This is a genomic window from Flagellimonas onchidii (assembly GCF_004804315.1).
Lineage (GTDB): Bacteria > Bacteroidota > Bacteroidia > Flavobacteriales > Flavobacteriaceae > Flagellimonas > Flagellimonas onchidii.
This window is the reverse complement of record NZ_SRXX01000011.1, coordinates 1-12,938: the sequence shown is the minus strand read 5'-3', so window position 1 is coordinate 12,938 and position 12,938 is coordinate 1. Positions and strand designations below refer to the sequence as shown.

At 38.2% G+C, this 12,938-nt stretch carries 16 protein-coding genes and 1 tRNA gene; 12 read left to right on the top strand and 5 right to left on the bottom strand.

Going from position 1 to position 12,938, the window contains the following annotated elements; translation table 11 throughout:
• Positions 1 to 66 precede the first annotated feature (66 nt).
• Positions 67 to 444 carry a DUF2141 domain-containing protein gene (locus tag E4661_RS12315; protein ID WP_240751472.1) on the top strand — a complete coding sequence of 126 codons (378 nt, stop codon included), beginning with the start codon at positions 67 to 69 and terminating at the stop codon, positions 442 to 444.
• A 24-nt stretch (positions 445 to 468) separates the two neighbouring features.
• On the top strand, positions 469 to 861 hold the full coding sequence (locus E4661_RS12310) for a DUF423 domain-containing protein (protein ID WP_136467754.1): 393 nt from the start codon (positions 469 to 471) through the stop codon (positions 859 to 861).
• A gap of 3 nt (positions 862 to 864) precedes the next feature.
• Here the strand turns inward: E4661_RS12310 and E4661_RS19310 are convergent, their stop codons facing one another.
• The 4 genes from E4661_RS19310 to E4661_RS12295 form a co-directional block, all read right to left on the bottom strand.
• Positions 865 to 1,014 carry a hypothetical protein gene (locus E4661_RS19310; protein ID WP_205728956.1) on the bottom strand — a complete coding sequence of 50 codons (150 nt, stop codon included), beginning with the start codon at positions 1,012 to 1,014 and terminating at the stop codon, positions 865 to 867.
• The gene (feoB, locus tag E4661_RS12305; protein ID WP_136467753.1) at positions 1,014 to 3,206 is read right to left on the bottom strand and encodes a ferrous iron transport protein B; all 2,193 of its coding nucleotides are present in this window, start codon (positions 3,204 to 3,206) and stop codon (positions 1,014 to 1,016) included. Before feoB ends, E4661_RS19310 begins: the two co-directional genes overlap by 1 nt.
• Entirely contained in the window at positions 3,203 to 3,445 is a 243-nt protein-coding gene (locus tag E4661_RS12300; protein WP_136467752.1) for a FeoA family protein, read from the bottom strand. The genes feoB and E4661_RS12300 overlap by 4 nt, the downstream gene beginning before the upstream one ends.
• An 88-nt stretch (positions 3,446 to 3,533) precedes the next feature.
• On the bottom strand, positions 3,534 to 4,208 hold the full coding sequence (locus tag E4661_RS12295; RefSeq protein WP_136467751.1) for an SCO family protein: 675 nt from the start codon (positions 4,206 to 4,208) through the stop codon (positions 3,534 to 3,536).
• 153 nt (positions 4,209 to 4,361) lie between these two features.
• Between E4661_RS12295 and rseP the strand changes: the two genes are divergently transcribed.
• The 9 genes from rseP (at position 4,362) to E4661_RS12250 (ending at position 11,832) form a co-directional block, all read left to right on the top strand.
• Positions 4,362 to 5,717 (top strand): RIP metalloprotease RseP, encoded by a 1,356-nt coding sequence (rseP, locus tag E4661_RS12290; RefSeq protein WP_136467750.1) that lies wholly within the window; start codon positions 4,362 to 4,364, stop codon positions 5,715 to 5,717.
• Positions 5,718 to 5,786: 69 nt separating this feature from the next.
• A tRNA-Asn gene (locus E4661_RS12285) sits at positions 5,787 to 5,860 on the top strand.
• Positions 5,861 to 6,923: 1,063 nt separating this feature from the next.
• Positions 6,924 to 8,375, top strand: a complete 1,452-nt coding sequence (locus E4661_RS12280) for an arginine decarboxylase (RefSeq protein WP_136467749.1) — start codon at positions 6,924 to 6,926, stop codon at positions 8,373 to 8,375.
• Positions 8,376 to 8,387: 12 nt separating this feature from the next.
• Entirely contained in the window at positions 8,388 to 9,326 is a 939-nt protein-coding gene (gene speB, locus E4661_RS12275) for an agmatinase (protein WP_136467748.1), read from the top strand.
• A complete protein-coding gene (locus tag E4661_RS12270) occupies positions 9,316 to 10,290 on the top strand; it encodes a deoxyhypusine synthase family protein (protein ID WP_136467885.1) in 975 nt (324 codons plus the stop codon). Before speB ends, E4661_RS12270 begins: the two co-directional genes overlap by 11 nt.
• Positions 10,291 to 10,292: 2 nt before the next feature.
• Positions 10,293 to 10,595 (top strand): hypothetical protein, encoded by a 303-nt coding sequence (locus E4661_RS12265; protein WP_136467747.1) that lies wholly within the window; start codon positions 10,293 to 10,295, stop codon positions 10,593 to 10,595.
• 42 nt (positions 10,596 to 10,637) lie between these two features.
• Positions 10,638 to 10,943, top strand: coding sequence for a hypothetical protein (locus E4661_RS12260; RefSeq protein ID WP_136467746.1), 306 nt, complete (start codon positions 10,638 to 10,640; stop codon positions 10,941 to 10,943).
• A gap of 57 nt (positions 10,944 to 11,000) precedes the next feature.
• Entirely contained in the window at positions 11,001 to 11,453 is a 453-nt protein-coding gene (locus tag E4661_RS12255) for an NUDIX hydrolase (RefSeq protein ID WP_136467745.1), read from the top strand.
• Positions 11,419 to 11,832 (top strand): VOC family protein, encoded by a 414-nt coding sequence (locus E4661_RS12250; RefSeq protein ID WP_136467744.1) that lies wholly within the window; start codon positions 11,419 to 11,421, stop codon positions 11,830 to 11,832. The genes E4661_RS12255 and E4661_RS12250 overlap by 35 nt, the downstream gene beginning before the upstream one ends.
• 78 nt (positions 11,833 to 11,910) lie before the next feature.
• Here E4661_RS12250 and E4661_RS19080 read toward each other — a convergent pair whose 3' ends face one another.
• On the bottom strand, positions 11,911 to 12,060 hold the full coding sequence (locus E4661_RS19080) for a hypothetical protein (RefSeq protein ID WP_168796368.1): 150 nt from the start codon (positions 12,058 to 12,060) through the stop codon (positions 11,911 to 11,913).
• A gap of 217 nt (positions 12,061 to 12,277) precedes the next feature.
• On the opposite strand from E4661_RS19080, the gene E4661_RS12245 reads away from it, so the two are divergent.
• Complete coding sequence (locus E4661_RS12245; protein ID WP_136467743.1) at positions 12,278 to 12,505, top strand: helix-turn-helix domain-containing protein; 228 nt, start codon at positions 12,278 to 12,280, stop codon at positions 12,503 to 12,505.
• The last annotated feature ends 433 nt before the right edge of the window (positions 12,506 to 12,938 follow it).

The window sequence follows — 12,938 nt, the reverse complement described above, 5'->3', positions numbered from 1 at the left end:
TATGTTCAAGAAAGATAATTTAGTCGCAGTTTTACTATGAGAACACTTATCCTATGCGTCTTCATAATGCCCGCCTGGTTATTTTCCCAAAATACCATTTCAATTCATGTGCATAACGTTCCGTCTGAAGATGGTAAAATCAACGTAGCGGTATACGATTCTGATGAGACTTTTCTAAAGTTTGAAGGTGTGGTCAAAACAGGTTCTACCCAAGCCCATAAAGGAGTGGTTGATTTAAAGATTGAGGATATGCCAGCTGGAGAGTACGCCTTGGCTATTTTCCATGATGAAAATGGCAATGATGAGCTTGATAAAAATTGGTTGGGCATCCCTACAGAAAAAGTGGCCTTTTCTAAAGGCAAAATGAAAACCTTTGGCCCTCCCAAATACAAGGAATGTGTTTTTAGCGTAAATTCAGACTTTGAAATCGATATTGAGCTCTAGCCTTCTCAAATTTCAACATATAGAATGGAAACCATTTTACTTGCCCAATTTATGGGTGGCCTTTACGGTTTACTAGCGGTAATATTGGGTGCTTTTGGCGCCCATGCATTAAAAAAGAGATTTACTCCCGAACAACAACAAAGCTTTGAGGCCGGGGTGAGGTATCAGATGTATCACGCTATCCTGTTGCTGGTACTTGCTTTCAACTTGGGATTTGACAAAGCATTGGATACCTATATTGTGAACTGTTTTATTTTCGGCACTTTGCTTTTTTCTTTCAGTATTTATGCACTTTGCTTGAGTGCCGCCAATGGCAAAAAGCTTCGTGTTTTTGGGCCTATGACTCCCATTGGAGGTTTGTTGTTGGTGATTGGGTGGGTATTGCTACTGTTCCATTTTGTGGCACCAATGGTTTAAAGATTAATCACAGCCACACCTATCTTGCCCGCAGGCTTTAGATGCTTGCTTTTTTCCTCTTACCAAAGATTTGGGTAGGATAAACTTCCAGACTAAATACCCCACAGCCATAGCCAAGGTGATATAAATTAGAATTTGCTGAAAAGTATCCATTAGTTAAGGATTTGAAAAGCGGTCAACGCTACAAGATACGCAAAAACACTCATAAAAAGGAGTTGAAGCAAAGGCCATTTCCAGGTGTTGGTTTCTCGCTTTACGATGGCCAGTGTACTCATGCATTGCATGGCAAAGGCATAAAATAGCATCAAGGAAATGCCTGAGGCCAAATTAAAAAGGGGTTTCTTGCCAGAAGCATCCAGTTCAGCCGCCATTCTGTTTTTAATAGTCTCTTCCTCATCGCTGCCAACACTGTATATTGTGGCTAAGGTGCCAACGAAAACTTCGCGTGCCGCAAATGAAGTCAAAACTGCAATCCCTATTTTCCAGTCGTAACCCAAAGGTTTGACTACAGGTTCAATAGCTTTGCCCGCATAACCTATATAGGAATGTTCTAATTTATAGCCTGCAATTTCCTGTGCTCTGGCCCTTTCCTTTAGGATAGGGGTCATTATTCGGATGGAGTCTTGTTTCCCTTCCTCAGAATAGCCATCAAGATTGTTTTGAATGTAATTCTTACTGTACGGAGTAAGGCCTTGTTCTTCGATTCGTTGGGTTACGATGCTTTCGGCATTTTTGAAATCATCCGAAATTCCATTTGACCCCAAAAACCATAGGACAATGGAAATGGCCAAAATGATTTTTCCAGCTCCAAAAACAAAGCTTTTGGTTTTTTCCAAAACGGTATAGCCCACATTTTTAAGCAAAGGCAATCGATAAGTGGGCATTTCGGCCATAAAAAGGGAACGACTCTTTATTTTCAGGATTTTGTTCAAAACCATGGCTGAAAAAAGCGCCATGCCAAATCCAATGAGATATAGTAGCATTAAGGTCAGGGCCTGATAGCTTAAACCCAAAAATCTGCCTTCTGGAATTACCAATGCAATCAGAATTAAATAAACAGGAAGTCTTGCCGAACAGGTGGTAAATGGGGTTACCAAAATAGTGATCAACCGCTCTTTCCAGTTTTCGATGGTACGGGTGGCCATTACTGCCGGAATAGCACAGGCAGTTCCCGAAATTAAAGGAACGACACTTTTTCCACTCAATCCAAAGGGACGCATTAATCGATCCATTAAAAAAACCACCCTGCTCATATACCCTGATTCTTCCAAAAGGGAAATAAAGAGAAATAAAAAGGCGATTTGCGGAATGAAAATTACAACACCTCCAATACCTGCCAAGATTCCTTCTGCTAACAAATCAGTAAAAACACCAGGAGGTAACGTGTTTTTTAACCACTCACTAGCTATGGCAAATTGCTCGTCGATAAAATCCATTGGATAAGTGCTCCAATCAAAAATGGCTTGGAATATCAATAGCAAAATGGCAAAGAAAATGACATACCCAAATATTTTATGGGTCAAAATTTTATCTAGAGATGCCCTTAGTCCTTTTGCGGTTTGAAGGTCAACTTTGTAGGTTTCTTTTAAGGTATTATTGATAAACTGATACCGCAGCACGGTTTCTTTATGCTGTAATTTTTTGAGCTCTGTTTTGGATTTGGTCGAAAAGGAAGTAGCATCTTCTATACGCTTCTTTTCAATATCCGTGAAATTGACATCTTGGGTAATGACCAACCAGAGTTTGTACAAATCTTCATTGGGAAAAGCTTTTTGCAAGCGGGAAAAATACTCTGGTGAAATCCTTGAAGTATCAACATTTGGGTCGGCGGACAAGGAAGCATAATCTGCAATGAGTTCTTTAATGCGCGGAACACCATTGTTTTTTCTTGTACTGACCAAGGCTATTTTGGTGTCCAGTTTTTCTTCCAAGGCAGCAACGTCCAACGAAATACCCTTTCTAGACATACGATCGGCCATATTGATAACCAAAATAGCTGGAATCTTTAAATCCTTGATTTGGGTGAAAAGTAGTAGGTTCCTTTTCAAGTTTTCCACATCGCATACCACGACTGCAACATCAGGATAGCTCTTGTCGTTTTTGTTGAGAAGGACTTCCACCACTACACTTTCGTCCAATGAGGTGGTATTTAAACTATAGGTTCCGGGAAGATCTAAAATATTGGCTTTAACACCGTTGGGTAGCTTGCAGACCCCCATTTTCTTTTCAACTGTGATTCCGGGGTAGTTACCGACTTTTTGTTTTAGACCTGTGAGGGCATTAAAAACTGAGGTTTTTCCAGTATTGGGATTGCCAATTAGTGCAACATTGATGTTTTTGCTCATATGGCTTTGGGGTCTTCTTGGATATCAATTTCAATCTGCTTGGCAAGCGTTCTCCGAATGGCAATATGACTTCCGTTAACATTGATGTAAATGGGGTCATTCAAAGGAGCAACCTGTACAAGTTCAACAATGTTCCCTGGCAGACACCCTAATTCCAATAGTTTGATGGGGAGAATATCATTTGAAAAATCTTTTATCACTCCCTTTTGTCCATGTTCCAATTCCGCAACCGTAACCACTAAATATTATTTAGATTGATTTTAAGTAAGAGCAAAAATAGGGAAAAAAGCGAACATGTGCGCTGCAAAATGGTTTGGATATTGGAGTCTATTCTGCGTAGCTGGATTTTAGGATTTCCAAATCTGAAAGTAATTTTTCAATTTCTTCCTTGTTGGTTCCATCATAAAACCCACGAATTCTTCTTTCCTTATCAACGAGGATGAAATTCTCTGTGTGAATCATGTCGTAAGGCCCTCCATCACCATCATTTTTAACCGCTAGGTACGATTTTCTAGCCAATTCATATATCTGTTTCTTATCTCCTGTGACTAGATTCCATTTACTGTCAACAACCCCCTTTTCAAGGGCATATTTTTTCAATTGAGGGACAGAATCGATAACTGGGGTAACTGAATGGGACAACAAAAGCACATCCTTATCCTCCAAAATTGAATTTTGGATTTGAGCCATGTTTTTGGTCATTATTGGGCAAATGGTAGGGCAGGTTGTAAAGAAGAAATCCGCAACATATATTTTGTCCTTGTAATCGTCCTGTGTGATTTTTTCCCCATTTTGATTAATAAGTTCAAAATCGACAATGCTGTGGTACTTCTTTTTATAATGAAGGGTGCTATCTACCAGTGATTGATCTACCATTGAAGGTTGAAATACCGGAAGCATTTTTTTTGGTTGAAGGGCGTTGTAAAAAAGATAGATGATCACAGCGGATAATCCAAGCAACACCATTCCGAAGAACTTATATTTTGAGAAAAATGATAACACCAAATACAAAATTACGCCCCAGTTGGGGATTCATCACCATTCAAAGTGAAGTTTTGTTGCTAAAACTTTCTTAAATCAAAGTAGCCATGAGTCAAGCGTTTTTTTATCACTATCTAAAAGTTTACTTTTGTGCGTTTTAACAGATAATTGCTGATGAGCCCCATTTTAATAAAGACCATACAATTCTTCCTTAGTTTGTCCCTGTTGATCGTGCTTCATGAACTAGGACATTTTATTCCTGCTAAGGCCTTTAAGACAAGGGTTGAAAAATTCTATCTCTTTTTCGATGTTAAGTTTTCTTTGTTTAAAAAGAAAATTGGCGAAACGGTATATGGAATTGGCTGGCTTCCCTTGGGCGGGTATGTGAAAATTGCGGGAATGATTGATGAGAGTATGGATACCGAGCAGATGAAGGAGGAACCTAAACCTTGGGAATTTAGAAGTAAACCAGCGTGGCAGCGTTTGATCATTATGTTGGGAGGGGTTACCGTAAACTTTATACTTGCCGTTATCATTTATATTGGAATGGCATATTCCTATGGGGATCAATACATTCCAATGGATAGTGTCCGTGATGGAGTCTGGGTAACGGAAAAGGAAATAGGAGATAAGATTGGAATACAAACAGGGGATAAGATAATTGCTGTAGACGGTAACAAAATAGAGAAGTTCGGCAATGTGTTCATTGAACTCATTAATGGAAATACCATAACCATTGAACGGGACGGAAAGCGTATTGAAAAAGAAATCCCGATTGATTTTATATCGACGCTTTTGGAGGATGAAGAAAAAGTTAGGTTCATAAGTCTGCGGGCCCCGTTTGTGGTGAATGATGTTACAAAAACTTCCCATAACAAAAATGTTGGATTTAAAGAAGGGGATGAGTTTTTAAGTATTAATGGTGAACTATCCGTTTACCAAGATCAAGTTTTCAAAATTTTGGAAGCGAATAAAGGGCAAGAGATTAACATTGCTGTTAAGAGAGAAGATGGGGGTCAAGCCAGTTTGGTTGCTCAAGTTAACGATGAAGGAAAATTAGGGCTGGATATTGGAGGCCTTACCATGGAGGATTTTGAGAAAAGGGGTTATTTTAAAATCAAAACCCAGAAGTATACTTTTTTGGAAGCCATTCCAGCAGGAATCGACAAGGGTGTTACCACGTTATCCAGTTATGTAAAGCAATTAAAAAAGATTTTCAATCCGCAAACAGGAGCCTATAAGGGAGTTGGTGGTTTTGCCGCTATTGGCAGTATGTTTCCAGATACTTGGGACTGGGCAGCGTTTTGGTCTACCACTGCATTGATATCGATTATTTTGGCGTTTATGAACATTTTACCGATTCCGGCTTTGGATGGTGGTCATGTAATGTTTTTACTATATGAAATGGTCACGGGTAGAAAGCCAAGCGATAAATTTTTGGAGTATGCCCAAATGGTTGGTTTCTTTCTTTTGATTGGACTTTTATTGTTTGCCAATGGGAACGATTTATATAAATGGCTTTTTAAATAGAAAAGCACTTTTTTTGTTTGGGGTGTTATAAAGAAACTACTATATTTGCACCCGCTTAGGATAAAAAATTCCTCCTTAGCTCAGTTGGTTAGAGCATCTGACTGTTAATCAGAGGGTCCTTGGTTCGAGCCCAAGAGGGGGAGCAGAAACAGCAAGGCTTCAGAGAAATTCACACTCTGGAGCCTTTTTTATTTGCACGCAATTTGCACGCAGATTGAGAAAAATTTTATTTGGAGTCAAACTTTAACATTTCAATCTAAATTTTTCCAGAATTACTTGCGATTTGTCCCAAATACTTACCCTAAAACTTTGCGCATGGATCCTGTTTTAATTTTATAGTGTTCGGAAAGAATAAGCGTTAAGTAAAATTAAAATAGGGCGCACCTACCATACCCCTTAATATCCTTTTTTTCAATCTAGAAGTGAGGCTTTCAAATACCCCTAAACGATGTCAAATTAAATTTGACCGAAAAAGTTTCCCAAATACCTACAAACCGAGGCAAATAATATTTTTTACAGTAAAAAATTCCAATGTTTACTGGGCTTACCAAGGTTTTTACAGCAAAAACTTTTTTTGGTTAAACCTCAGATATTCATAGTTAATTGATAATCAATTAATTAAAAAACATAACATCGCGTTAGCGTGTTATCCTCTTGCTTTACATTCTTCGTCCTGCAAGCAGGACAAAAACTGTAAACACAAAGTGCCGTTCTCATCAGTCATATTTATCCAAAACACTCCAAACTTAATTGATTCATAAAATTTAGAGAAAATGAGATTATTGGAAATATAACATAACTCTGTTTAACATTAATTAAAATCAAAATACTGCAAAGAATGGCACATGAACTTCAAACTGCCTTATGAATAACGAACTAATGGAAATATTAATATGAAAAAGTTTACGGATTGATTTTTTTACTAAGTTTACTTTAAGTAAATGAGTCCAACTAATCGGACGCATTGCCTTTTGTTTTGAAAACTTTTTTCAAGTTCGGGCCAATGGGGATAAGGAAGTCTACCCAAAAAGCCGTCTTAGGGATAGGACACCGAATAATAGGGCTGACTTCCGAAATGTTTTCTTCTTACCGTAGGTTGTATCTACGATTTTTTGGTTCTACGCCTGATAGGTTTTTTGTATTCCGCATTTGAGATTGGTCAATTACCACGACCCTTAATCACTTTTTTATTAATGCGAAATACAGATGAAGACCAAATACATCGATTTGATTGAACAGACCTATGATTTTCCACAAAGGGAGTTTCAACTTGTGGAGAACAATTTGCACTTTCACGGGGTTGACCTTATGGAAATGATTCACCGTTATGGATCACCCCTTAAGTTCACCTATCTCCCAAAAATATCCGAGAATATCCAGCGGGCCAAAAAATGGTTCGCAACAGCAATTCATAAACATAACTATGCTGGTGCATATCATTATAGCTATTGCACCAAGAGCTCACATTTTGAACACGTTCTAAACGAAGCACTCAAAAATAATATCCATATTGAGACTTCTTCTACGTTCGATATTGACATTGTGGAACACCTGAAAGCTGAGGGTAAGATTTCAGATTCGACCTTTGTGCTGTGCAACGGTTTCAAAAGGGATGAATATGTTGAAAAAATTGCCCGACTCATAAACAAAGGCCACAAAAACTGCATCCCCATCATCGATAATTTTGAAGAACTCGATCTACTTGGGAATGAAATTCACGGAAACTTCAAAGTAGGAATCCGGATTGCCTCTGAAGAAGAGCCCAAATTTGAGTTTTATACCTCAAGATTGGGCATAGGTTATAAGAACATAGTTCCATTTTATTCAAAGGCTATTAAGGACAATCCAAAAGTTGAGTTAAAAATGCTCCACTTTTTTATCAATACAGGAATTAGGGATACTGCCTACTATTGGAACGAACTTTTAAAATGCCTAAAGGTATACATCAACCTAAAGAAAATATGCCCTACACTGGACAGTTTGAATATTGGCGGAGGTTTTCCCATTAAAAACTCACTGGCATTTGATTACGATTACGAGTACATGGTGGATGAGATCGTTAACCAAATAAATCAGGCTTGCCGAGAAGCAAATGTTGAGGTTCCGGACATCTTTACCGAGTTTGGCAGCTTCACTGTGGGTGAGAGTGGTGGGGCCATTTATCAAGTCCTGTATCAAAAACAGCAGAATGATCGGGAGAAATGGAACATGATCAATTCTTCGTTCATAACAACCATTCCAGATTCGTGGGCCATTAGCAAGCGATTTATCATGCTCTCCCTTAATCGCTGGAACGAGGAATACGAAAGAGTGTTATTGGGGGGGCTAACATGCGACAGTGATGATTATTACAATTCGGAGCAGCATATGAATGCCATCTACCTTCCCAAGTTCAAAAAGGAACGGCCATTGTATGTAGGTTTTTTCAATACAGGAGCCTACCAAGAGACCATAGGTGGTTTTGGTGGGTTGCAACATTGTTTGATTCCCCAGCCCAAACATATTTTAATCGATAAAGATGTTGAAGGGAACCTAAAGACCCGTGTTTTTTCTGAACAACAGACCGCCGGAGATTTTTTATCCATTTTGGGATATGGCAAACCGAAGGTTTCAAAGCCTAAGGTTTTAAGGAACAAAAAAATGGTCTATCAACCATAAACTATAATTAAGATGAAACTAATAAGAACCTATGCTGGAATACCCGAGGAGTATGCATCCGCGGAAAAGTCCAAAGTGGTGTTGATCCCGGTGGCCTACGATGGCACCAGCACTTGGGGAAAAGGAGCCGATAAAGGCCCGGGAGCATTTTTGGAAGCTTCAGAGAATATGGAGCTCTACGACATTGAAACCGATAGCGAAGTATATCGAGAAGGAATTTATTTGACCGAGACCTTGGATGGTTTCAATTCACCGGAAAACATGGTCAACACCGTACATAATGAGGTAAAAGATTTTATCAACCGAGGAAAAATGGTCACCATGATTGGCGGGGAGCATTCCGTTTCCATAGGGGCCATTAGGGCGTTCAATGAAGCACATCAGGGACTAACAGTACTCCAAATCGATGCACATGCTGATTTACGAAAGGAATACAACGGTTCTAAATACAATCACGCCTGCGCTTTGTATGAAGCCTCTCAGATTACAAATTTGGTTCAAGTAGGTATTCGTAGCATGGATCGGTCGGAGGTATCCGTCATGAACCGTGACCATGTCTTTTTTGCACATGAAATAATGTCCAATGACTATTGGATGGACAATGTTTTGGATTTGATGACGGACAATGTTTACATAACTTTTGATTTGGATGCTCTGGACCCCTCAATCCTTCCATCTACCGGAACACCGGAACCTGGAGGACTTTTTTGGTATGAAACCCTTGAATTTCTAAAACGGATTTTTGAAGAATGCAATGTGGTTGGTTTTGATATAGTGGAGCTCTGTCCTAATAAAAAGGAGAAGTCCTCAGATTTCTTGGCAGCAAAGCTTTATTATAAAATGCTGAGCTACAAATTCAAACAGAACATGGAAGAAATTGAGAATGAATATGAACAACCCTACAATTTTGAAAAATTTGAAAGGAATGGTGAGCAATATGATGAAAAATAAAGGGAAAATCTCCCAATTTCTGGAGAAACACTTTTTGCATTTCAATGCAGCTTCTTTGGTCGATGCCGCCAAGGGATATGAGGCACAGTTGGAGCAAGGATCTCAAATGTTGGTGTCGTTGGCCGGAGCTATGAGCACAGCGGAGCTGGGTAAGATTTTTTCAGAGATGATTCGTTCAAAAAAGGTACATATCATATCATGCACAGGTGCCAATCTGGAAGAGGATATTATGAACTTGGTGGCCCATTCCCACTACAAAAGGGTGCCCAATTATCGAGATCTGACCCCACAAGATGAATGGGACTTACTGGAAAGTGGACTCAATCGGGTTACCGACACCTGCATTCCAGAAGAAGAAGCGTTCCGCCGTTTGCAGAAACATATCTATAAGATATGGAAACAAGCTGATGAAAACGGCGAACGCTTGTTCCCACATGAATTTATGTATCGCCTTTTACTTTCTGGTGTCTTGGAAGAGCACTATGAAATTGATATTAAAGATTCATGGATGTTTGCCGCCGCTCAAGCGAATCTACCTATGGTTGTCCCAGGATGGGAAGATAGCACTATGGGAAACATTTTTGCCAGTTATGTCATCAAAGGAGAACTTAAGGCAAGCACCATGAAATCGGGAATTGAGTACATGACCTTCTTGGCGGATTGGTACAAGAACAACAGCAAAAATGGTATTGGCTTTTTTCAGATAGGAGGTGGAATCGCAGGTGATTTTCCAATTTGTGTGGTTCCAATGTTGTACCAAGACCTAGAAGAGACTGATACGCCTTTCTGGAGCTATTTCTGCCAGATAAGCGATTCCACCACAAGTTATGGATCTTATTCGGGAGCCGTTCCAAACGAAAAGATTACATGGGGAAAGCTGGACATTAATACACCAAAATTCATAATTGAGAGTGATGCCACCATCGTGGCTCCATTGATTTTTGCATACCTATTAAACATGTAATCATGAAGGAGAACAAGAGAAACAACGCCCTAAAACGAGTAATTGTCGATTATAAAAAATTGAACAAGGATATTCTGGATCTTATCATGGAAAAATATGCGGATGGGTACGGAGATCGGGATATCATAAGTTTCAGAAACGCCCTAGGGGAATGGGTGGAATGTATTGAGGTCAAAACGGCGGACACTCTGTATTTGGTAAAGGTAAGTAAGCGACTGACCATGGCCATGGAAGAATATGATGATGAAGATTCATCTGATGACGAAATAAATATTAATGAGTCCAAAGATTTTGAAGAAGAATAAATCGTTGGACTAAAAATGACAGATATCTAAAAACAAAGAAACATGAAAACACTTATAATAATTTTTACAGCCTTAACAGCTTTTGTACAAGAATCTTTCATGCAAGAGTTTACCGTTAAAGCCACTTATGTTGGTGTAGAAGAGGGCGTTTACACTTTTATTGATGATGATGAGTTGGAGTACGAGTTTTCAGATATTGATGTAAAGGCTTCGAAGAAATATGACCTGGACTCGGATAAGTTGGTGGGAAAGAAATTTGAGATTACCTATTGGACGGATACTGAAATTGACGAAAATGATGAGGAATACGATGTTTATATTATTGTAAACCTTGATTTGATTAACTAACTCAAACCTTTGGGGGCGGGATATTTTTTCTGCCCCTTTTTAACCAAAAAAAGGAATATGAAAAAAATAGTCAAATCAAGATTATTGGCTGTCAAAGGAACCAAGGTCATGGTCCTTAAAAAAGTTGGTAAGCCCATTAGATATACATTACCCGGAGGTGTCAAAAAGCGAAAAGAAACCGAAGAAGAAGCCCTTATTAGGGAAACAGGAGAAGAAATAGCACTGAAACTGATTGAAGAACAGCTTCAATTTTATTTGTCCCATATTAAACGGACAGATACTGAAATCATAAACAAAAATTACTATTACACCATTTTAAAGCCATCAAAAATCAAAGTTTTGGAAAAACATAAATTCGAAACGGTGCTTTGGCTGAGTTGGAAGAAAGCAGTTGAGTTTATGGATAAATCAGATCGTATGGCCATAAAGGCATATTTCAAGAACATAAGAAGAAAACAAAAAAGCAAAGACAATTATGAACGCCAAGTTTCACCTCGCATTGCCCTGTAAGGAAATAGAAGAAACCAAAAGTTTCTATGTAGATATCATAGGCGCAAGTTTAGGAAGGAATACGGGAAAATGGTTGGATGTTAACCTGTTCGGTAACCAACTGACCTTTACACAGGCAGGGGATTTTAAATTTGATTTTAAAAGTTACAAATTGGAAGACTATATTTTACCGTCCTTCCATTTCGGTGTTATTGTACCAGTGGATATTTGGGGTAAACTTTATACAAGGCTATTCCAAATGGATTTGGAGGTCACTACCGAAGCGACATTTATGCAAAGTAAAAAAGGAGAACATCTTTCGTTTTTGGTTCAAGATCCCAATGGATATATGTTGGAGTTTAAAAGCTTCAAGGATGCAGATGAGATTTTTGCCAATTAAAGAAATAATCTCTCATGATAAAAACGACATTTTTATAGCGTAAAAGAAAAAGTTATCTTTTTTAATGTCTTCTTCTAGTTATTTATTACGCCTTACCTCCTTGCCAATCTTGTAACAGAGGTTCAGATGTAAAAGTGAATATTTGCCTTCATCAATTTCCACAATTTCTAGCCATTCTTTATAGTCTGGTATATCTATCATGCTCCTGTCTCGTAATTTGTAAACCATAAAATCAGAGTTTTCCGATTCAATTAGAGTCTTCAAAGAAACTTGAAACAGTAGTTTAGCATCCTTACTGAGGCAAAGAAGATATCGGGGTTCATTATTTTTTTGCGACGATAACATTGTTTATAATGACGCTGACCTATGGATTTTGAACAAAGATAATAAATACACGTCATATTTGACGTAATCTATATCATGCGTTTTCCGCAATTTCCCATTTATGCAGAAAGCTGACTATACAAAGGAAAGGGAACTCATAGCTAATCGAGTAAAAGAGCTAAGAATACAAAGTGGATATACCAGTTACGAAACTTTTGCTATTGAAAATGGTCTACCTCGAAAGAATTATTGGCGTATTGAAAAAGGAGAAAATTTCACTATTAATACCTTAATCAGGATTCTCAAAATCCATAATTTGAGTTTGGAAGAGTTTTTCAAAGGAATTTAGCTTTCTTCCTGATTTCCCTCTAACCTATTGTTATGAAACCTCTTAAACCTAAACTAATAAATCCCCAATTGATATGGGGATAAATACTAAAACAGTCTAAACAAGTTTAACAAAAATGAGTAAATCAGAAAACTCTAGATTGTTGTACCCAAGTAAATTTTAGATATTAAAAAAGAGCCTCAATTTCTTGAAACCCTTGTCTTTGCAAGTAGCGGGAACTGGACTCGAACCAGTGACCTTCGGGTTATATGGGATAAGAGGTTACAACTCAAAAAAATAAGAATTAACCGTTAAATAGAATTAAGCTGTAATAGTTAAGACTTAATCTGACAATCTTAATAAATTAGTTTAACCCTTAAATTAGATTTGTCAGATGAGTACAGAAGAAAAGATCATCAAACCAAAGTTAGGATTATTAGAACTTGCCAAACAA